Annotated in this window: 16 protein-coding genes; 9 read left to right on the forward strand and 7 right to left on the reverse strand. The window is 73.5% G+C overall.

Going from position 1 to position 20,667, the window contains the following annotated elements; genetic code table 11:
- Positions 1-5 precede the first annotated feature (5 nt).
- On the reverse strand, positions 6-1,064 hold the full coding sequence (locus EDF38_RS05260; protein WP_123354292.1) for an AI-2E family transporter: 1,059 nt from the start codon (positions 1,062-1,064) through the stop codon (positions 6-8).
- A 53-nt stretch (positions 1,065-1,117) separates the two neighbouring features.
- A complete protein-coding gene (locus tag EDF38_RS05265) occupies positions 1,118-3,001 on the reverse strand; it encodes a hypothetical protein (protein WP_123354293.1) in 1,884 nt (627 codons plus the stop codon).
- Positions 3,002-3,290: 289 nt separating this feature from the next.
- Here EDF38_RS05265 and EDF38_RS05270 point away from each other — a divergent pair, with 289 nt between their 5' ends.
- A complete protein-coding gene (locus EDF38_RS05270) occupies positions 3,291-5,069 on the forward strand; it encodes a hypothetical protein (protein WP_123354294.1) in 1,779 nt (592 codons plus the stop codon).
- A complete protein-coding gene (locus EDF38_RS05275) occupies positions 5,066-6,052 on the forward strand; it encodes a tetratricopeptide repeat protein (protein ID WP_123354295.1) in 987 nt (328 codons plus the stop codon). The genes EDF38_RS05270 and EDF38_RS05275 overlap by 4 nt, the downstream gene beginning before the upstream one ends.
- 93 nt (positions 6,053-6,145) lie before the next feature.
- On the opposite strand, the gene glgB is transcribed toward EDF38_RS05275, so the two are convergent.
- The 5 genes from glgB to glgX all read right to left on the reverse strand — a co-directional run bounded on the left by glgB (position 6,146) and on the right by glgX (position 14,120).
- On the reverse strand, positions 6,146-8,788 hold the full coding sequence (gene glgB, locus EDF38_RS05280; RefSeq protein ID WP_233572234.1) for a 1,4-alpha-glucan branching protein GlgB: 2,643 nt from the start codon (positions 8,786-8,788) through the stop codon (positions 6,146-6,148).
- A gap of 11 nt (positions 8,789-8,799) precedes the next feature.
- Positions 8,800-10,896 carry an alpha-1,4-glucan--maltose-1-phosphate maltosyltransferase gene (locus tag EDF38_RS05285; RefSeq protein WP_123354296.1) on the reverse strand — a complete coding sequence of 699 codons (2,097 nt, stop codon included), beginning with the start codon at positions 10,894-10,896 and terminating at the stop codon, positions 8,800-8,802.
- A 307-nt stretch (positions 10,897-11,203) separates the two neighbouring features.
- Complete coding sequence (locus tag EDF38_RS05290) at positions 11,204-11,515, reverse strand: DUF1294 domain-containing protein (protein WP_233572236.1); 312 nt, start codon at positions 11,513-11,515, stop codon at positions 11,204-11,206.
- Between the two features lie 59 nt (positions 11,516-11,574).
- Positions 11,575-12,081, reverse strand: coding sequence for a Cys-tRNA(Pro) deacylase (ybaK, locus tag EDF38_RS05295; RefSeq protein WP_123355039.1), 507 nt, complete (start codon positions 12,079-12,081; stop codon positions 11,575-11,577).
- Complete coding sequence (gene glgX, locus EDF38_RS05300) at positions 12,078-14,120, reverse strand: glycogen debranching protein GlgX (protein WP_123354298.1); 2,043 nt, start codon at positions 14,118-14,120, stop codon at positions 12,078-12,080. Before glgX ends, ybaK begins: the two co-directional genes overlap by 4 nt.
- Before the next feature lie 86 nt (positions 14,121-14,206).
- On the opposite strand from glgX, the gene EDF38_RS05305 reads away from it, so the two are divergent.
- The 7 genes from EDF38_RS05305 (at position 14,207) to ftsX (ending at position 20,664) form a co-directional block, all read left to right on the forward strand.
- Positions 14,207-15,373, forward strand: a complete 1,167-nt coding sequence (locus tag EDF38_RS05305; protein WP_123354299.1) for a cysteine desulfurase family protein — start codon at positions 14,207-14,209, stop codon at positions 15,371-15,373.
- 102 nt (positions 15,374-15,475) lie between these two features.
- Positions 15,476-16,084, forward strand: coding sequence for a hypothetical protein (locus tag EDF38_RS05310; protein WP_123354300.1), 609 nt, complete (start codon positions 15,476-15,478; stop codon positions 16,082-16,084).
- A 204-nt stretch (positions 16,085-16,288) separates the two neighbouring features.
- Positions 16,289-16,879, forward strand: a complete 591-nt coding sequence (locus tag EDF38_RS05315; protein ID WP_123354301.1) for an RNA polymerase sigma factor — start codon at positions 16,289-16,291, stop codon at positions 16,877-16,879.
- Positions 16,876-17,745, forward strand: coding sequence for a hypothetical protein (locus EDF38_RS05320; RefSeq protein WP_123354302.1), 870 nt, complete (start codon positions 16,876-16,878; stop codon positions 17,743-17,745). The genes EDF38_RS05315 and EDF38_RS05320 overlap by 4 nt, the downstream gene beginning before the upstream one ends.
- Before the next feature lie 72 nt (positions 17,746-17,817).
- Positions 17,818-18,924 (forward strand): peptide chain release factor 2, encoded by a 1,107-nt coding sequence (prfB, locus tag EDF38_RS05325; RefSeq protein ID WP_123354303.1) that lies wholly within the window; start codon positions 17,818-17,820, stop codon positions 18,922-18,924.
- 85 nt (positions 18,925-19,009) lie between these two features.
- Positions 19,010-19,753 carry a cell division ATP-binding protein FtsE gene (gene ftsE / locus EDF38_RS05330; protein WP_123355040.1) on the forward strand — a complete coding sequence of 248 codons (744 nt, stop codon included), beginning with the start codon at positions 19,010-19,012 and terminating at the stop codon, positions 19,751-19,753.
- Positions 19,750-20,664, forward strand: a complete 915-nt coding sequence (gene ftsX, locus EDF38_RS05335; RefSeq protein ID WP_123354304.1) for a permease-like cell division protein FtsX — start codon at positions 19,750-19,752, stop codon at positions 20,662-20,664. Before ftsE ends, ftsX begins: the two co-directional genes overlap by 4 nt.
- Positions 20,665-20,667: the final 3 nt, after the last annotated feature.

Here is a 20,667-nt window from a genome sequence, read left to right on the forward strand (position 1 = left end):
CGGGCTCAGCGGGCGTTCTGCCGCGGGACGACGACCTCGCGGATGATGAGCAGCACCGAGGCCGCGACCGGGATGGCGATGAGGGCCCCGAGCACGCCCAGCAGGGTTCCCCCGACGAGGGCGGCGATCACGACGATGACCCCGGGCACCCGGACCGCCCGACGCATGATGCGGGGACTCAGCAGGTAGGCCTCGACCTGCATGTAGACGAGGTACCAGATCGCGGCCGTGATCCAGGTGGAGGGGGAGCCCGGCAGCAGGATCACCTGGGCGAGGACGATGACGGCCGAGCCGCTGATCGTGCCGACCAGGGGGATGATCGACCCGAGGAACGCGATGAAGGCGAACACCGCGGGCTGCTGGGCCCCGATGACGCTGAGGAAGACGAAGCTGAGGATGCCGTTGATCGCGGCCAGCGTGAACTGCCCGATGACGTAGCGGCCGACCGACGTGCTGATCTGCTCCGCGATGTCGGCGAAGCGCACCCGTTGCGAGGCGGGCACGAGCTGGTAGAGGCCCCGCTTGAAGACGGTGAGGGACGACGTGAAGTAGAGCGTGAGGATGAGGACGACGATCGTCGCGAAGACGCCGTTGCCGATCGCCACGCCCACCGCGAGCACCCCGCCGCCGATGGTGAGCACGTTGTCGGGGTTCGCGAGGAAGTCGAGCACCGAGTCGAGGCCCTGCTGCACGTCGAAGACGTTCTGCGGCACGAGCGCCTGCAGGTTGTCCACGAACTCCTGCGTGGTGACGCTCTGCAAGTAGGTCACGAGGTTCGTGATGAGCACGGTCGCCTGGCTGATGATGACCGGCACGATCGCGAACACGACGCCCACCACCGCCCCGAGAACGGCCGCGAAGACGATCACGATGGCCGCGGGACGCGGAACGCGGCGGTTCTCGAGCCACGACACCACCGGGTCGAGCCCCAGGGCGATGAAGATCGCGGCACCGACGTAGGTGAGGATCGTCGACAGCTGGTCGACCGCTCCGCCGATGAGGAGGGCGACCAGCACGCCGAGACCGGCGAGCAGCCCCAGGCGGAAGGGGTTGTGGATCTTCACGGGGGGCGAGCTCCTGTCGACGGACGACGCCGGCTCCGCGCGACGTCGAGTGCCTACTCTGACGTACCGGCGCCCGTTCCGCCCAGCACGCCGCGGAGGTTCTCGAGGTAGTCGGCGACCTCGTCGCGCTCGGCACGGATCGCGGCGAGCCGCTCCTCCGCGTCGCCGACGATGTCGCCGGCCCTCGCCTCGGCCTCGGAGACCAGGTCGCGCGACCGGGTCTCGGCGTCGGTCAGCATCTCGTGCGCCGTCGAGTCGGCCTCGGACCGCACGGTACGGGCGTGGTCGCTCGACGACTTCTCGAGCTCGTCGGCCTCGCGACGGGCCTCGGCGGCCCGCTGACGCGCCTCCTCCAGCTGCTGGCCCGCGTCGTCGAGGTAGCCCTGCGTCTCGGCGACGGCGCCGTGGTGCCGCTGCACGAGCTCGCGCTCAGCGGCGTCGCGCCGGGTGCGCAGCTCGACCTCGAGCGCGCTGCGGGCCGCCTCGAGCTCGCGGGCGAGCTCGGTCACGGCTCGGTCGCGCTCCGCGGCGAGCTGGGCGCGCATCGTCTGGGCCTCGTGGGCGAGACGGACCCGCTGCGACTCCTCGTCGTCGACGAGCTGGGCCTGGCTCTCGGCCACCTCGGCGTCGAGGTCGGCCCGGGCGCTGGTCGTCTCCGCCTCGACCACGGCCCGGGCCTCGGCCGCCTCCCGCTCGAGGCGGTCGCGCTGCTGGTCGACGTCCCGGGCGAGGCGGTCGCGGGTCTCGGTCGTCGTCCGCTCGATCTCTTCCCGCGCGACGGCGGTCGCGAGGTCGACCTCCTCCCGGCGGGCGGCGATCTCCTCGGCCAGGTCGGCCCGCGCCTCCTCGACCTCGCGCTCGAGCCGCGCCCGGTCGGCGGCGATCTCGGCGGCGGCCCGGTCGCGGGCGGTCGACACCTCGACCTCGACCTCGGCCCGGGCGGTGTCGACCTCGCGGCGCAGCTCGACGCGGGTCGTCTCGACCTCGCGGGCGAGCTCGGCCCGGGTGCGGACCACGTCGGCGTCGAGGGCGGCGCGGGTCTCGGCCACGTGGCGCTCGAGGTCGGCGCGGCCGTTGGCGACGTCGGCGTCGAGCTCGGCGCGGCCGGCCTCCACCTCGCGCGCGAGGTCGTCCCGGCGCGCCGCGACCTCGACGTCGAGGTCGGCGCGCGTGGTCTCGTCGAGACGGGCGAGCTCGGAGCGGACGGCCGCGCCCTCGCGGTCGAGGTCGGCCTGCTGCCGCTCGCTGTCGCCGACGAACTGGGCCCGCGCCAGCTCGGTCTCGCGGGCCAGCGCCGCGGCGCCGTCCCTCGCGTCGGCGACCTCGCGCTCGACCTCGGCGCGCAGCTCGGCGGCGGCGCGCTCGGCGTCGCTGCGGACGGCCGCGGCCTCGTGACGGGCGGTCGACACGTTCTCGGCCGACTCGGTCGCGGCGGCGCCCCGCATGGCGGAGGAGTCGCGCTGGGCCTCCTGCAGCAGCGACCGGGCTTCGCCGCGGGCCCGCGCGACCAGGCGGTCGGCCTCGGCGGTCGACTCGGCGACCTGGGCGGAGGCGCGGCCCCGGGCGTCGTCGAGGATCGCGGTCGAGCGCTCCCGGGCGTCGTCGAGGAGCCGACGTGACTCGTCGGTGGACGAGCGGCGGAGCTCCTCCGCGTCGATGTCGGCCTGGCTGACGAGGCGGGTGGCCTGCTCCTCCGCGAGCCGGAGGGTCTTCTCGAGCTTGCTGCCGAGGCCGGCGTAGGTGGGCGTGCCCGCCTCCTCCAGCTCGCGCTGCATCTCCTCGAGGCGCGCGTGCGAGTGCTTCAGCTGGTCGGCGACCTGGGCCCGGTCGGCGTTGGCCTTGATCAGCTCGCGGCGGAGGTCGCTGACGGCCCGGTCGACGTCGTCCTTGCGGTAGCCCCGCAGCTCGGTCCCGAAATCAGCCTCGTCAGCGGCCACTGTGTCTCCTCACGTCGGCGGTGGGCGCTGCGCGACAGCGGCCCGGCGGGACGATGTTAGCGGCACCGGCGGGGGCCCGGCCCGACGACGGCGCGGGCGCCGGGCGAGACCCCCGCGCCGCCCGGCGGCGGGGGAGGAGCGGGGACGAGCGGCTCACAGGCCCGGTCGGTTAGGCTGGGTCGTCTTGAAATCTGCTGCCGTGCCCGGCCTCCCGGCCAGGCCCGCGCGGGCGCGTCCCGATCCGGTCCGTGCCCCCACCCGACCGGGATGGCGGCACGGAGGGAGAAACGTGCGGTTCATCGTCGCAGTGGTCGTCGTGGTGCTCGCGGCCCTCATGGTCGGGCTCGGCTTCGCGCAGCGCACCGTGTTCGCGCCGCCGTCGAGCGTGACGTCGACCGTGTCGACGGAGTCGTCCGACGCGACGGTCACCGTCGTGCCGGCCAGCGCCCTGCACGGCCACGACGGCCGCCAGACCCTGTCGATCTCCGGCGGCGACGAGGCCTTCGCGGCCTACGGCCGGACGTCGGACGTCCTCGGGTGGGTGGGCGACGCCTCCTACAACCAGGTCGGCTTCGACGACGAGACCGACGAGCTGACGTCGCGGGTCGTCGCCGGCGACACGACCGAGGTGCCCTCGCCGGCCGACTCCGACCTCTGGTACGAGCAGTACTCGGGCTCGTCGCTGACCTTCTCGCTCGACGCTCCCGACGACATCTCGCTCGTCGTCGTCTCCGACGGCACGCAGCCCGCGCCGTCCGACATCGCCGTCACCTGGCCGCTCTCGACCTCGACCCCGACGGCCGGCCCCCTCATCGTGGGCGGGCTCGTCGTGCTCGTGATCGGCGTCCTCCTGTACGCATGGGCGATCGCGCACCACCGCCGCACCCGGGGCCCGCGCCGCAGCTCGAGCGACGGCAAGCGGCCGAAGCTGCCCCGACCGCCGCGACGCCGTGCGCTGTCGGCCGGTGCGCCCCCGATGATCGAGTCGCGCCGCCGGGGCGGTCGTCGTCGCCTGGTGGCCGTGGTGCCCGTCGTGCTCGTCGGCTCCCTCGCCCTCGGCGGCTGCACGGCCGACTACTGGCCGAGCTCCGTCGGCGGCACGGGCGCCGGCACCACCGCGACCCCGACGCCGACCGCCACCGACGGCGCCGACGAGACGACCGACCTGCAGCCGCCCGTCGTGACGCAGGCCCAGGCCGAGCGCATCGTCGCGCGCGTCGCCGAGACGGCCTCGGCCGCCGACGCCGCGCTCGACGCCACGGCCGCCGCCACGCGCTTCTCCGGCCCCGCGCTCGAGCAGCGCGACGCCAACTACCAGCTGCGCGCGAAGGACGGCGCGGCCGCCGGCCCCGTGGCGGTCCCCGCCGGGTCGGTCACGCTCACGCTGCCCCAGCAGGCCGACACCTGGCCGCGCACCCTCTTCACCGTCGTGCAGGACGCCGACGCCACCAAGGCGCCGGTCGCCCTCACCCTCGTCCAGCAGACGGCCCGCGACCCCTACCGGGTCGAGTACCTCCAGTCGCTCGAGGCGCAGGCGACCCTGCCGACCGTGGCACCCGCCTCCCTGGGGGCCGCCCGCCTCGCCCCCGACGTGAAGCTGCTCACGCTGCGACCGGACCAGCTGGCGGAGGCGTACGGCGACATCCTGCGGAACGGCGACGAGAGCACGTACGCCGCCCAGTTCCAGGCCGACGGCGACACCCTGCGCGAGAAGATCGGCAAGGCGTACAAGGACGCCAAGCGGGCGGCGCTGCCGACGACCGCCTCCATCGACTACGCGTCGACGCCCGACGGTGCCGAGGCGGTCGCGTTCGCGACGAACGACGCCGGGGCGATCGTGTCGGTCGGCCTCGACGAGGTCGAGACCGTCAAGCCCACCGCGAGCGGTGCCGAGGTGAACCCCGCCGGCGCCGTGAAGACGCTGCTCGGCATCGACAAGTCGACGAAGGGCATCGAGGCCACGTACGGCGTGCAGCTGCTCTTCTCCGTCCCCCCGGTCGGCAGCGACGACGAGATCGTCCTGCTCGGCTTCAGCCAGGCCCTCATCAGCGCGAAGGAGCTGCCATGACCAACCTGCCCCCGGTGCCCGCCGGCCTCCGCGGAGCCGTCGACCTCTCGTCGCTCGTGAACCGCCCCCCGGCGGCCCCCGCGACCGCCCCGGCCGACGGCGCCCCGACCGACTCGGCCGGCGCCCCCGCGACCCCCGGGTCGGTCGCCGTCCCGGCGCTCGTCCTCGACGCGACCGACGCGACGTTCTCGCAGTTCCTCGAGCTGAGCAACACCGTGCCCGTCATCGTCGACCTCTGGGCCGAGTGGTGCGGCCCGTGCAAGCAGCTCTCGCCCGTGCTCGAGAAGCTGGTCGCCGAGCACGCCGGCCGGTTCGTGCTGGCGAAGGTCGACGTCGACGCCAACCCGCAGCTGACCGAGGCCTTCCAGGCGCAGTCGATCCCGGCCGTCGCCGCCGTCATCGGCGGGCGCCCGGTGCAGCTCTTCGTCGGGGCGCTGCCCGAGGCGCAGGTGCGAGACGTCCTCGAGCAGGTGCTCGAGCTCGCCGCGCAGAACGGCGTCACGGGCACGGCCGTCGTCGAGGGCGTCGCCGCCGCGGACGGCGAGGCGGTCGAGCCCGAGCCCGAGCCGCTGCCGCCGCACCACCAGGACGCGTACGACGCGATCGACCGCGGCGACTACGAGGCCGCGATCGCCGCCTACACGACCGCCATCGCACAAGACCCCCGCGACCAGCTCGCCGTGGCGGGCCTGGCGCAGGTGTCGCTGATCGCGCGCCTGCAGGGGGCGAGCCTCGCCGACGTCCGGGCTGCCGCCGCCGCCGCCCCGACCGACCTCGCGGCCCAGCTCGCGGTCGCCGACCTCGACGTCAGCGGCGGTCACGTGGACGACGCCTTCGACCGCGTGCTGACCGTCTTCCCGACCCAGGGCCAGGCCGGGAAGGACCAGGCCCGCGCGCGCCTCCTCGAGTACTTCGAGATCGTGGGGGTGGACGACCCGCGCGTGGCCGCCGCTCGTCGTCGCCTGACGATGCTGCTCTACTAGCGACCACGCACGAAGGCCCCCGCCGATCCGATCGGCGGGGGCCTTCGTGCGCGAGGGCGGGCAGGAGGCGCGCCGCCGGTCACCGGGGAGGCGTCAGCGGCGGAGCTTCAGCCAGAGGACCCCGAGCGGCGGCAGCACGACCTCGGCCGAGGCCGAGCGACCGGCCCAGGGGGAGTCCGTCGCCGTGACGCCGCCCATGTTGCCGACCCCCGACCCGCCGAACTCGGCGGCGTCGCTGTTGAGGATCTCCTCCCAGCGGCCCGCCTCGGGCAGGCCGAGGCGCATGGTCTGCGGCTGGCCCGAGAAGTTGGCGAGCACGGCGACCGAGTCTCCCGAGCCCGACTTGCGGAGGAAGGCCACGACGCTCTGCTCGGCCGCCCCGCCGTCGATCCACTCGAAGCCGTCGGTGTCGAAGTCGTGGGCCCACAGCGCGGGCTCGTCCTTGTAGACGGCGTTGAGGCGGCTGACGAGGTCGAACACCTGCTGGTGCTGCGGACGGTCGAGCACCGACCAGTCGAGCCCGAGCTCCTGGCTCCACTCGGTGGGCTGGCCGAACTCGGAGCCCATGAAGAGCAGCTGCTTGCCGGGGTGGCCCCACATGTACGCGAGGTACGCCCGCAGGTTGGCCCGCTTCTGCCACTCGTCGCCGGGCATCTTCTCGTAGAGGGAGCCCTTGCCGTACACGACCTCGTCGTGGCTGATCGGCAGCATGAAGTTCTCGCTCCAGGCGTAGTGGAACGAGAAGGTGATCTCGCCGTGGTGGTACTGGCGGTAGACGGGGTCCTTCTCGACGTAGTCGAGGGTGTCGTGCATCCAGCCCATGTTCCACTTCAGGCCGAAGCCGAGCCCGCCCTCGCTCGTCGGCCGCGAGACGCCGGGCCAGCTCGTCGACTCCTCGGCGATCATGACGATGCCGGGGTGGCGCTTGTAGGCCGTGGCGTTCGCCTCCTGGAGGAACGAGATCGCCTCGAGGTTCTCGCGGCCGCCGTGCTCGTTGGGCAGCCACTCGCCGTCGTCGCGGCTGTAGTCGAGGTACAGCATCGACGCCACGGCGTCGACGCGGAGGCCGTCGATGTGGAACTCCTCCAGCCAGTACAGCGCGTTCGCCACGAGGAAGTTGCGCACCTGCGAGTCGCCGAAGTTGAAGACGAGCGTGCCCCAGTCGGGCTGCTCGCCGCGGCGGGGGTCGGAGTGCTCGTAGACGCTGCGGCCGTCGAAGTTGCCGAGGGCCCACTCGTCCTTCGGGAAGTGGCCGGGCACCCAGTCCATGATGACGCCGACGCCCGCGCGGTGCAGGCGGTCGATCAGGTAGCGGAGGTCGTCGGGCGACCCGTACGTGCTCTGCGGCGCGTAGTAGCCGGTGACCTGGTAGCCCCAGGAGCCGCCGAAGGGGTGCTGCGAGAGCGGCATGAACTCGACGTGGGTGAAGCCGAGCGCTGTCACGTAGTCGACGAGCTGGTCGGCCATGTCGCGGTAGCCGAGGCCGGGCTTCCACGAGCCGACGTGCAGCTCGTAGACGCTCATCGGCCCGCCGTGCTGGTCGGTCGCCGCGCGGGCGGTCATCCACTCGTCGTCCGACCACCGGTGCTCGGCCTTCGTGATGACGGAGGCGGTGGCCGGCGGCACCTCGGAGCGGCGCGCCATGGGGTCGGCGCGCTCGACCCATGCACCGTCGGGCGTGAGGATCTCGTACTTGTACGTGCCCTCGGTGACGCCGGGCACGAAGAGCTCCCAGATGCCGTTGCCGTCCAGCTTGCGGAGCGCGTGGCGGGGGCCGTACCAGCCGTTCAGCTCGCCGATCAGCCGCACGGCGTGGGCGTGCGGCGCCCAGACGGCGAACGACGTGCCGGTGACGCCCTCGTGCTCGCGGACGTGCGAGCCGAGCATCTTCCAGAGCTGCTCGTGACGGCCCTCGCCGAAGAGGTACAGGTCGAACTCGATGACGGTGGGGGAGAAGCGGTAGGGGTCGTCCTCGACCCAGGGCGCGCCTCCGTCGTACGTCGCCGTGATCTCGTAGGCGCCGAGCGGCTCCGCGGCGACGCCCTGCCAGAGGCCGTGTGCGACGTGCTCGAGCTCGACGACTGCTCCCGACCCGGCGGTCACCGTGACACTCTCCGCGAGTTGGCGCACGACCCGCACGACGGTCACGCCGTCGCGGGTGTGCTCGCCCAGCAGGGCGTGCGGGTGGCCGTGGCGACCCTCGGCGGCCGCGGCCACCTCGGCGTCGTCGAGCGCGGGAGGCGCGGTGCCGGCCTCGAGGTCGCCCACCCGGACGTCGGGCGGGGTCGGGTCCTCGGCGAGGGGTGCGTCGTCCGAGGCGGCGGCCGAGGGCTCGGCGGCCGAGGGCTCGGCGGTCGCGGGCTCGGCGACGGTGGGCTCGGCGACGGTGGGCTCGGCGACGGTGGGCTCGCGGTCCTCGGGCGCCAGGGCGGGCTCGCGGATCGCGGGCGACGGCGGCTGGTCGTCGTCCGAGGCGTCTACGGCCTCAGGCTGCACGACGGGCTCGGGCTCGACGGGAGCAGCGGGCTCCGCGGCCGCCGGCGCGATGAGCTCGTCGAAGGACGGCTCCGCGAGGGCGGGCACCGGCTCCTCGGGGGTGGGGGTCGGGGTCGGTGGGCTCGTCGGCGCGCTCGGGGCGGCGGGTGCGGGTTCGGCGGGTGCGGGCTCGGCGGGCGTCGCCTCGGCGCCGCGACGGGGCTCCTCGGGCGTCGGCGGGTGGCGGTGGAAGATGCTCATCGGGATGCTCCTCAGGGGGCGCGGTTGAGGTCGACGGACAGGACGTGGACGGGCTCCACGAAGGCGTCGAGCCTGACGTAGGCGTCGTCGGACCAGGTCCACGACTGACCGGTGATCAGGTCGCGGACGGTGAACGTGCCCCCGGGGCGGAGGCCGAACTTGGTGACGTCGAGGTGGACGGTCGTCTCGCGCGCCGAGTGGGGGTCGACGTTGGCGACGACGATCAGGGCGTCGGGCCGGCCGCTGCGCGTGTGAAGGCCCGAGATGTACTTCGAGTAGACGAGCACCGCGTCGTCGTCGCTCGAGTGCAGCTCGAGGTTGCGCAGCTGGCGGAGGGCCGGGTGCTGGGCCCGGATGCGGTTGAGCTGCGTGAGGTACGGGGCCAGGGAGGCGTCCGCCTCCTCGGCGGCCGCCCAGTCGCGCGGCTTGAACTCGTACTTCTCGTTGTCGATGTTCTCTTCCGAGCCCGGGCGGGCGACGTCCTCGAAGAGCTCGTAGCCCGAGTACACGCCCCAGGTGGGCGATGCGGTGGCCGCGATCGCCGCGCGCACCTTGTAAGCGGGTCGACCGCCGTACTGGAGGTACGGCGTGAGGATGTCGTGGGTGTTGACGAACAGGTTCGGTCGCAGCCAGCCGCTCGTCTCCTTCGACAGCTCGGTGAGGTACTCCTCGAGCTCCCACTTCTCGTTGCGCCAGGTGAAGTACGTGTACGACTGGTGGAACCCGACCTGGGCGAGCGCCTGCATCATGGCGGGCTTGGTGAACGCCTCCGAGAGGAAGACCACCTCGGGGTTCGTCTGCCGGATCTCGTGCAGCAGCCACTCCCAGAAGCGCACGGGCTTGGTGTGCGGGTTGTCGACGCGGAAGATCGTGACGCCCATCTCGATCCAGTGCCGCACGATGCGCAGCACCTCGCGGCTGACGCCCTCGTAGTCGTCGTCGAAGTTCAGGGGGTAGATGTCCTGGTACTTCTTCGGCGGGTTCTCGGCGTAGGCGATGGTGCCGTCCGGCAGCTGCGTGAACCACTCGGGGTGCTCGGTGACCCAGGGGTGGTCGGGCGAGCACTGCAGGGCGAGGTCGAGCGCCAGCTCGAGGCCGGCGTTGCGGGCCGCGTCGACGAACCACCGGAAGTCGGCGAGGGTGCCGAGGTCGGGGTGGACGGCGTCGTGGCCGCCGTCGGCCGAGCCGATGGCGTAGGGCGACCCCGGGTCGCCGGGGCCCGCGGTCAGCGTGTTGTTGGGCCCCTTGCGGAAGGTCGTGCCGATCGGGTGCACCGGCGGGATGTAGACGACGTCGAAGCCCATGCGCGAGATGGCGGGCAGGCGACGGGCCGCGGTGCGGAACGTGCCGCTCTTCCACGAGCCGTCGGGCTGCTTGCGGGCGCCCTCGCTGCGGGGGAAGAACTCGTACCAGCTGCCCGACCCGGCGCGGCTGCGCTCGACCCGGAGGGTCTCGGCCGGGCTCGGGCTCCGCAGGCTCGCGAGCGGCGACGCCGAGAAGACCGCCGCGAGGCGCGGGTCGGTGGCCACGCGGAGGCGCGCCCCGGGCGTCAGGGAGGCGTTGCCGAGCGCCTTGGCCGCGTCCCGCACGAGCGGGGTGTCGGGGTAGTCGCCGGCGGCGGCCGTGAGCAGGCGGCTGCCGAGCTCGAAGGTCACGTCGACGTCGATCTCGGCGGGGATCTTGATCTCGGCCGTGTGGAGCCAGGTGGCCCAGTCGTCGTTGTAGCCCTCGACGAGCCACGACCAGTCGCCCTCGGCCTCGAGCTGGACCTCCGTGCTCCACCGGTCGGTGCCGGGGACGCCGGGTACCATGCGGTGGCGGGTCACCTCGCCGTCGGGGTCGGTGAGCACGAGGTCGACGCCGATGATGTCGTGCCCCTCGCGGAAGACGGTGGCCGCGAACGGCACCACCTCCCCGGAGTACGCCTTGGTCGGGAAGACCCGGTCGGGGGTGGTCGGGGAGAGCGCCGTGACGGGGATCCGCCCGACTCTGGGTTCGTATGCTGTCGCCACGGAGCCGACGCTACCCGGTATCGGGGGCGGGCGTCCCGGCCTGTCCGGCCCGCGCCTCCCCGGGTCCGTCGCCCCGGCCCCCCGAACTGGGTGCATGCGTCTGCATCGAAAAGTCTTGTCCGCATTGTGGGGGACAGCTACTGTCGTCCTTGTCGAGAAGGCCTGCCCGCCGACCGGATCCTGAACCCCGGTCGAGCCCGGCGCCCTCGACGGCCCCGCACCCCGGGGCAGCACCACGCCGCACGTCCGCGGCGGTCCGTCGACCACCCGACGGCGGCCCCGTGGACGAGCCTGCGGCAGAGCAGCGCGACGCCGCGCGCCCGGTCTCGGCCCGAGCCTGACCGGTCGCCTGCGCGTCCGCCGCCGGAGGGGGCACCCGACCCCCCTCCGGCGGCGTGCTCGGTCAGCGCCCGGGCATGACGACGAGCCAGGCGACGACCGCCGCCACCGCCGTGTTCAGCACGACCGTCAGCACGAACGCGTGACGGAACGACGCCTTCGCCGTCTTGTGCCGGAAGGTGCGCTGCGCCAGCACGGCCCCGGGCCACCCGCCGAGGAGCCCGAGCGTCAGCAGGGCGCGCTCGCTCACGCGCCGCGTCCGACGCCGGGCCGCGCGCTTGTCGAGCGCGTAGACGAGCACGGTCGCGGCGTTGAGCAGCACGAGCGCCGCGACGCCGGCGACGACGACCCAGGCGCTCGTGGAGAGGTCGGGCACGGGGGCGCCTCCGAGGGTCGTGGGCAGGGGAGCGGACGCGGGCAGCGCCCTCGGCACGGTCAGTCGCGCGCGATCGGCAGCAGCCGACCGCCCGTCGCGCGGACGAGGTCGTCGGGGGCGAGCTCGACGTCGAAGCCGCGCCGCCCGCCGCTGACGAACACCGTGGCGAAGGAGGCGGCGCTCGCGTCCACGACGGTCGGCAGCGTCGTCCGCTGCCCCAGCGGGCTGATCCCGCCGACGACGTATCCCGTCCGTCGCTCGGCCACGTCCGGGTCGGCGAGCTGCGCCTTCTTCGCGCCGACGGCCGCGGCGAGGGCCTTGAGGTCGAGGCGGCGGGAGACCGGCACCACGGCGACGACGAGGACGCCGTCGGCCTCCGCGACGAGGGTCTTGAAGACCCGGTCGTCGCTCAGCCCGAGCTCGGCCGCCGCCTCGGCCCCGAAGTTCGTCGCCGTGTCGTGGTGCACGTACGGGTGGGCCGTGAACGGGACGCCTGCGGCGGCGAGCGCGACGGTGGCGGGCGTGCCCGGCCCGGCCGCGCCTCCGGCACCCGTCGACCTCGTCATCGGTCCGGCCACTCCGAGGCCCGGTAGATGATGACGGTCGGCCGCGACAGGAGCACCTCGTCGCCCGGCGCGAGCGTCGTGAGCTGCGCGGAGTCGTCGCTCGTCCAGAGCGGCTCCCAGCGGTCGACGCCGTCCTGGCCGGCGAGGACGACGGGCATCGTCGTCTCGGCGCCGTGGACGACGACGAGCACCGTGTTCTGCTCCTCGTGCTCCGGCGTGGACCGGGCCAGGTACTGCAGGGTGCGCTCGCCGGGGTCGTTCCACTCGTCGGGCGTCATCTCGGCGCCGGAGCCCGAGCACCACGTGATGTCGTTGGCGCTCAGCGTGCAGGCGCCCTCGACCCCGAACCGCGTGGGCCGCAGCGCGGGGTTCTCGGCGCGGATGCGGGTGAGCGCCGTCACGTCGTCGACGAGCGCCTGCTGCCACGGCTGCGTGGTCCAGTCGACCCAGGTGAGCTCGCTGTCGGTGCAGTAGCCGTTGTTGTTGCCGCGCTGCGTGCGGCCGCGCTCGTCGCCCGCCGTCAGCATCGGGACGCCCGACGACGCGAAGAGCGTGCCGAGCAGGTTGCGCATCGACCGTCGCCGGGCGTCGCTGATCCACGGGTTGTCGCTGTGCCCCTCGACGCCGTGGTTGAACGAGCGGTTGTCGTCGGTGCCGTCGCGGTTGCCCTCGCCGTTGCTGAGGTTGTGCTTGCCGTCGTGGGAGACGAGGTCGAGCAGCGTGAAGCCGTCGTGCGCCGTGACGAAGTTGAGGCCGGCCAGCGGTCCGCGCTCGGGGGCGAAGACGTTGCTCGAGCCGCTCAGCTTCGACGCGAAGCTGCCGAGGCCCGAGGGCGGACGGCCTTGCGAGCGGGCGGCGGCGACGTCGGTCAGCCAGAAGTCTCGGGCGCGGTTGCGGAAGCGGTCGTTCCACTCGATCCACCCGTCGGGGAAGGCGCCCGTCTGCCAGCCGCCGAGGCCGACGTCCCACGGCTCGGCGATCATCTTCACGCCCTCGAGCGCGGGGTCCGACACGATGTCGTGCAGCAGCGGGTGGGCGGGGTCGAAGGCGTGGTCGGCACCGCGTCCTAGCGTCGCCGCCAGGTCGAATCGGAAGCCGTCGATCTGCATCTCGCCGGCCCAGTAGCGGAGGCTGTCCATGACCAGGCGGTGCGCCGCGGGGTGGCTCGTGTCGAGCGAGTTGCCGCAGCCCGTGACGTCGACCGGGCGGCCCTCGGCGTCGTGGCGGTAATAGGCCGCCCCGTCGAGGCCTCGGAGGCTCGTGACCGGGCCGTCGGCCTCGCCCTCCTCCGCCGTGTGGTTGTAGACGACGTCGAGGTAGACCTCGATGCCCGCCTCGTGCAGCAGCCGCACCATGCCCTTGAACTCGCGCACCACGGCCGAGGCCCCGGCCAGCTGCGCGTCGCGGCTGGCGTAGGCCGCGTGCGGCGCGAAGAACGAGAGCGTGTTGTAGCCCCAGTAGTTCTCGATGCCCTGCGCCACGAGGCGCTGCTCGTCGACGTGCGCGTGCACCGGCAGCAGCTGCACGGCCGTGACGCCGAGGCCCTTCAGGTAGGCGATCGTCGTGTCGGCGGCGAGACCGGCGTAGGTCCCGCGCAGCTCGTCGGGCACGAAGGGGGCGAGCCGGGTCAGCCCGCGGACGTGCGCCTCGTAGACGACGACCCGGTCGAGCGGGGTGCGCGGCTTCTCGACGCCGCCCCAGTCGAACGACTCGTCGATCACCGTGGCGCGGTGCTCGCCCCGGCCCGTTCGCCCGAGTCCGCGGGCCCACGGGTCGAGCAGCGGCCGGGCGGGGTCGAACGCGGTGCCGGGGGCCGCCTCGCCGTCGGCCCGGATCCAGTAGCGCCGGCCCGGCACGAGCGCGGCGTCCGTGACGCTCCACACGTCGCCCGGTCCGCGGTGCATCGGCAGCACCCGGTCGAAGGGCGCGTCGTCGATGACGAGCTCGAGGCGCGACGCCGACGCAGACCAGACCCGCAGCGTCGGACCCTCGGGGGTCGGGCGGACGCCCAGGTCGGCGAGGGGGTCGGTGTCGGACACGGGACTTACAGTAGATCAGCGGCTCGACGGGCCGCGAACGGGCCGAGGGGCCCGTCGGCGGACCGAGAGGGCAGGAGGCGCGCAGCATGACCGTCTACCTCGACCACGCCGCGACCACGCCGATGCACCCCGCGGCCGTCGCCGCGTACGCCGCCGCCCTCAGCACGGTCGGCAACCCCTCGTCGATCCACTCGGCCGGGCAGGCCGCGCGTCGTTCCCTCGAGGAGGCCCGCGAGCGCGTCGCCGCGAGCCTCGGCTGCGACCCGATCGAGGTCGTCTTCACCTCGGGCGGCACCGAAGCCGTCAACCTCGGGGTCAAGGGCCTCTGGTGGGCGCGGCAGTCCGACCGGCCGCGCCCGCGCCTCCTCGTCCCCGGCGGCGAGCACCACGCGACGGTCGACACCGTCGAGTGGCTCGAGCAGCACGACGGGGCCGTCGTCACGACCGTCCCGCTCGACGCCCTCGGGCGCCTGCGGCTCGACGCCCTGGCCGAGGCGCTCGACGAGCACGACGACGTCGCCCTCGTCAGCCTGCTCTGGGCCAACAACGAGGTCGGCACGCTCCAGCCCGTCGACGAGGTGGTCGCGCTCGCCGCGGCGCACGGGGTCCCGGTGCACTGCGACGCGGTCGCCGCCTACGGCCAGGTGCCGATCGACTTCCGGGCGAGCGGCCTCGCCGCGCTGAGCGTCAGCGCCCACAAGATCGGCGGGCCGATCGGCATCGGCGCGCTCGTCCTGTCGCGCTCGGCCACGGTGGTGCCGCTCATCCACGGCGGCGGGCAGCAGCGCCAGGTGCGGTCGGGTACCCAGGACGCCCCGGCGGCCGTCGCCTTCGCCGTCGCGGCCGAGCAGCCGCACCAGGCGTACGAGCCGCTCCGCGACCGGCTGGTCGAGGGCGTGCTGCGCTCCGTGCCGGGCGCCGTCCTCCGCGGCGACCCCGTCGACCGGCTGCCGGGCAACGCCCACTTCACCTTCCCGGGGTGCGAGGGCGACTCGCTGCTCTTCCTCCTCGACGCCGCCGGGGTGAGCGTGTCGACCGGGTCGGCCTGCCAGGCGGGCATCCCCGAACCCTCGCACGTGCTGCTGGCCATGGGGCTCACCGAGGACGAGGCGAGGGGAGCGCTCCGCATGACGGTCGGCCACACGACGACCGAGGCCGACGTCGACGCCCTCCTCGCCGTCCTGCCCGACGCCGTGCGCCGCGCCGCCCGCGCCGGCTACGCCGACCGGGCGCCCCTGCTCGGCGCACGCTGACCCTCCTCTCGCTGGCCCGGTGACGCCGGTCCCCTCGGCGGCCGGTGACCCGAGGCCGTCGGTCGGCCTCGCCGGGGCGGGGTCCGCGGGCAGACTGGGGCCATGCAGCTCTACTCGGCGTCCGCGCCCGTCCGTGCCCGGCAGATCGCCGGCGACGTCGTCGCCCTCGGGCTCGTCGTCGCCTTCGTCGCCCTCGGCCTCGCCGTCACCGCCTTCGTCGGCGGATTGGCCGAGCTCGGACGACAGATCGAGGAGGCGGGGGCCGGCTTCCAGGGGACGATGGACGACGCCTCCCGGGTGCTCGGGGGCATCCCGCTGCTCGGCGGTGCCGCGTCCGCGCCGTTCGACGGGGCCTCCGGCGCCGGGCAGGCCCTCGTCGACGCGGGTCGGCAGCAGCAGGACGACGTCGCCCGGGCCGCCCTCGTCTCGGGCCTCCTCGTCGGGGGGCTGCCGAGCGTGGTCGTGGCGTGGGCCTGGCTGCGGGGACGGGTCGCGTTCGTGCGCCGCGCCTCCTCGGTCCGGTCGCTCCTGGCGACGCCCGGGGGAGAGGAGCTGCTCGCGCTCCGCGCCCTCACGGGCCGCGACGCGGCCGCCGCGCTCGCCGTGGCACCCGACGCGGTCGCGGCGTGGCGGTCGGGCGAGCCCGCCGTCGTGCGCCGCCTGGCCGACGTCGCGCTCCGGGAGGCCGGCGTGGCGCGGCCCCGCGGCTGAGCCGCACCGCGCGGGCCCGACGCGGGCCGGGCCGCGCGCGCCTCGCGGCCGACGCTCGCGACACGCCCGGGATCCGCGAGAGGGAACCCGGACGGCGCTGCGGACATGTCCGGGTGGGAGATCATCTCCTCGAGGGGGAGGGACGCACGTGGCGGACGACGACACGGCGGGGCCGGACGGGCCCGCCGCACGACGGGGGAGACGATGAACGACGACGACGCCACGCTGTGGGCACGCGCGGGGCAGGGAGACGGCGAGGCGTTCGGCGTCGTCTTCGACCGGCACCGTGACCGGGTGCTCGGCCACGCCCTGAGGCTGACGCGTCATCGGCACGACGCCGAGGACGTCGCCGCGCTCGTCTTCCTCGAGGCGTGGCGCCGACGCGCGGCGGTGCGCGTGGTCGACGGCTCGGTGCTGCCGTGGCTGCTGGTCACGACGGGGCACGTGGCGCAGAACGCGGCGCGCGCCCGGCGTCGTCACGGGCTCGCGCTCGCGAAGCTCCCGGCCCGGCCCGACGTCGACGACCACGCCGACGACGTCGCCGCGAGGCTCGACGCGGTCGACCGCGGCCGTGCCCTGCGCGACGCGGTCGCCGGTCTCGGCCGGCTCGACCGTGAGGTGCTGCTGCTCTGCCTCGTGGAGGAGCTCCCGCTCGCCGAGGCGGCCGTCGCGCTCGGGGTGCCCGTGGGCACCGTCAAGTCGCGGCTCTCCCGGGCCCGTCAGCGGCTGGCCCGCACCACCGGCGACCTCGTCGCCGCCGACACGTCCGTCCCCTCGACCGGAGAGACCCGATGACCGACGACCAGCACGGCCCCGACGCCCGGGCCTCGTTCGACCCCGACCGCGCCGCGGCCCTCCGGCGCGTCCTCTCCGAGACGGCGGCGGAGGAGCCAGCCCGCACGGCGAGGCGTCGTCGTCGCCGCGTCGTCGCCGCCTCGGTCGTCACGGCCGTCGTGGCGGTCGTCACCGTGGGCGGCCTCGCGATCGGACTCGGCGCGACGCCCCCGGGAGGCGACGGACAGGCCGGGCCGGAGCTCCGCCCCACGGGCCGGCCCAGCGCCTCCTCGTCCTCCACGCCGGGCTCGCTCGAGCCCGTCGGGACGCCCACGGCGACCGCCGAGCCGGCGCCGTCGCCCACGGCGAGCCCGACCCCGACGCGACCCGCCTACGACCCCGCCGACCCGTCGACCTGGACCATCGCGAGCGACAGCATCGGCCCCGCGTACCTCGACGCGGTCGAGTCCGAGCAGGTCGGCACCATCTCGGCCTTCGACCGGCGACCCGACGACGTCGACGTCGAGTGCCCGGCGACCTTCTTCTCCCGGCCGGACGGCCTCGGCCTCGTGACCGGGTCGGACGGCGTGACCGACGCGACCACCTACGTCGTGCTGAGCGGCGACCAGCAGCTCGGCGCCGCGGCGCTGGCCGCCCTCTCGCCGACGACGGTGGAGGGCATCGGCCTCGGGTCCGACACCGCGTCCGTCCTCGCGGCCTACCCGCAGGCCCGCAAGACGATGGACGACCCGGCGGTGTACGGCGTGCAGTACGCGGTCGAGGACGGCCAGGGGCGCTACGTCGTCTTCGAGCTCCACGAGGGCGGCTTCGTCGACACGGTGACCGTCAGCCGCTCCGATCGCACGCCCTACGAGTTCTGCGGCTGAGCGGCGCGACCGGGCTGCCGGGCCGTGGGCCACGGCGGCCCGGCACGGCCCGGGCCGGTAAGCTCGGGCACCATGATCGCACTGGACTTCTCTGAGCAGATTGCCGCCCTCCGGGCCACGTTCGAGGACATCCGTGCGGTGATCGGCCAAGAGCGCCTCGTCGCCGAGATCGCCCAGCTCAGCGAGCAGGCCTCGGCCCCCGACCTCTGGGACGACACCGAGAACGCGCAGAAGGTCACGAGCGCGCTCAGCCACCGGCAGTCCGAGCTCGAGAAGCTCGAGACGACGGAGCAGCGCCTCGACGACCTCGAGGTGCTCGTCGAGATGGCCAACGACGGCGACGACCAAGAGAGCGCCGACGAGGCCCAGGTCGAGCTGAAGAGCCTCCAGAAGATGATGGACACGCTCGAGGTGCAGACCCTCCTCGACGGCGAGTACGACCCGCGTCCCGCCGTCATCACCATCCGCGCCGGCGCGGGCGGGGTCGACGCCGCCGACTTCGCCGAGATGCTGCTGCGCATGTACCTCCGCTACGCCGAGAAGCACGGCATGGCCGCCACGGTCATGGACACGAGCTACGCCGAGGAGGCGGGCATCAAGAGCGCCACCTTCGAGATCGACGCGCCCTACGCGTTCGGCACCCTCAGCGTCGAGGCCGGCACGCACCGCCTCGTCCGCATGAGCCCGTTCGGCGCCGCGGGCAAGCGCCAGACGAGCTTCGCCGCCGTCGAGGTCATCCCGCTGATGGAGGAGACCGAGGCGGTCGAGATCCCGGAGAACGACATCCGCGTCGACGTCTTCCGCTCGTCGGGCCCCGGCGGTCAGAGCGTCAACACGACCGACTCGGCCGTCCGCCTCACCCACATCCCCACCGGCACCGTCGTCTCGATGCAGAACGAGAAGAGCCAGATCCAGAACCGGGCCGCGGCGATGCGCGTGCTGCAGTCGCGCCTCCTGCTCCTGCAGAAGGAGGCCGAGAACGCGAAGAAGAAAGAGCTGGCCGGCAACATCACGGCCAGCTGGGGCGACCAGATCCGCAGCTACGTCCTCGCGCCGTACCAGATGGTGAAGGACCTCCGCAGCGAGCACGAGGTGAACAACCCCTCGAACGTCTTCGACGGCGACCTCGACGGGTTCATCTCGGCGGGCATCCGCTGGCGCAAGCGCGACGACGACTGAGCTGCTGTCAGCCGATCCATAGGCACGCCGCCGGGGCGCGTCGCGACCCGGATCGTCCGCGGCCGCGCTTAGGGTGATCCCCGTCATGATCCGATTCGATGAAGTCACCAAGGTGTACGCCGGCAACCCACGACCGGCCCTGAACTCGGTCACCCTCGAGATCCTCAAGGGCGAGTTCGTGTTCCTGGTCGGGGCAAGCGGCTCCGGCAAGTCCAGCTTCCTGCGCCTCGTGCTCAAGGAGGAGAAGCCCTCGACCGGGCAGATCCACGTGCTCGGGCAGAAGCTCGGCACCCTCTCCAGCCGCAAGGTCCCCTACTTCCGTCGCAACCTCGGCGTCGTCTTCCAGGACTTCCGGCTCCTGCCCCAGAAGAGCGTGTTCGACAACGTCGCGTTCAGCCTGCAGGTGATCGGCAAGAGCAAGGGCTTCATCCAGGAGGCCGTGCCCGACGTGCTGAAGATGGTCGGCCTGGTCGGCAAGCAACAGCGCCTGCCGCACGAGCTGTCCGGCGGCGAGCAGCAGCGCGTGGCGATCGCCCGCGCGATCGTCAACAAGCCGTCGATCCTCCTGGCCGACGAGCCCACGGGCAACCTCGACCCGTCGACGAGCGCCGGCATCATGACGCTGCTCGAGCGCATCAACGCGGGCGGCACGACGGTCATCATGGCCACGCACGACGCCGGCATCGTCGACCAGATGCAGCGCCGGGTCATCGAGCTCTCCGGCGGCAACATCCTCCGCGACGAGCGCCACGGCGGCTACCAGACGCAGGCGGTGCCCATCCAGGCGATCGGGGTCGAGGACCTCAGCACGAGGGGAGCGGACGCATGAGGCTCGGACTCGTCCTCAGCGAGGTCGGCAGCGGCCTCCGCCGCAACGCCTCGATGGTCATCTCGGTCGTGCTCGTCACGTTCATCTCCCTGACCTTCGTCGGCACGGCCGCCCTGCTGCAGCTCCAGATCAACCAGATGAAGGGGTACTGGTACGACAAGGCGCAGGTCGCCGTCTACCTCTGCACCGACACCGACACGACGGGCAACTGCACCGGCGCCAAGGCGACGCAGGACCAGATCGACGGCGTGGCCGACCAGCTGAGCAGCGACGTCCTCGCGCCCTTCGTCGACCGCTCGTACTTCGAGACCCAGCAGCAGGCCTACGACCGCTTCACGACGCAGTTCGCCGACAGCCCGGCCACCGAGTTCGTGCAGCCCTCGTACCTGAACGAGACGTTCTGGGTGAACCTCAAGGACCCGACCCAGTCGGACGTCCTCACCGAGAGCCTGTCGAGCCTCGCGGGCGTGCAGAGCGTCGTCGACCAGCGCGGCTACCTCGACCCGATCTTCAACCTGCTTAACGCGGCGAGCTACACGGCGATCGGCATCGCGGTGCTCATGCTGATCGCGGCCGTCCTGCTCATCGCGACGACCATCCGCCTCAGCGCCTTCAGCCGACGGAGGGAGCTCGGCATCATGCGGCTCGTCGGAGCGTCGAACCGCTTCATCCAGACGCCGTTCATCCTCGAGGGGGTGATCGCCGCCCTGCTCGGGTCGGTGCTGGCCGGCGGGGCCCTGTTCGCCATCGTCAACTTCTTCGTCAAGGGCTACCTCGTGACGAACTTCGCCTCCACGCCGTTCATCGGCCTGGGCGAGACGGTGATCGTCGTGCCGTTGGTCGTCGTCATCGGCATCGTCCTGGCGGCGCTCTCCGCGAACGTGGCCATCCGCCGCTACCTCAAGGTGTGAGCA

This window comes from Frigoribacterium sp. PhB160, from assembly GCF_003751785.1.
Taxonomy (GTDB): domain Bacteria; phylum Actinomycetota; class Actinomycetes; order Actinomycetales; family Microbacteriaceae; genus Frigoribacterium.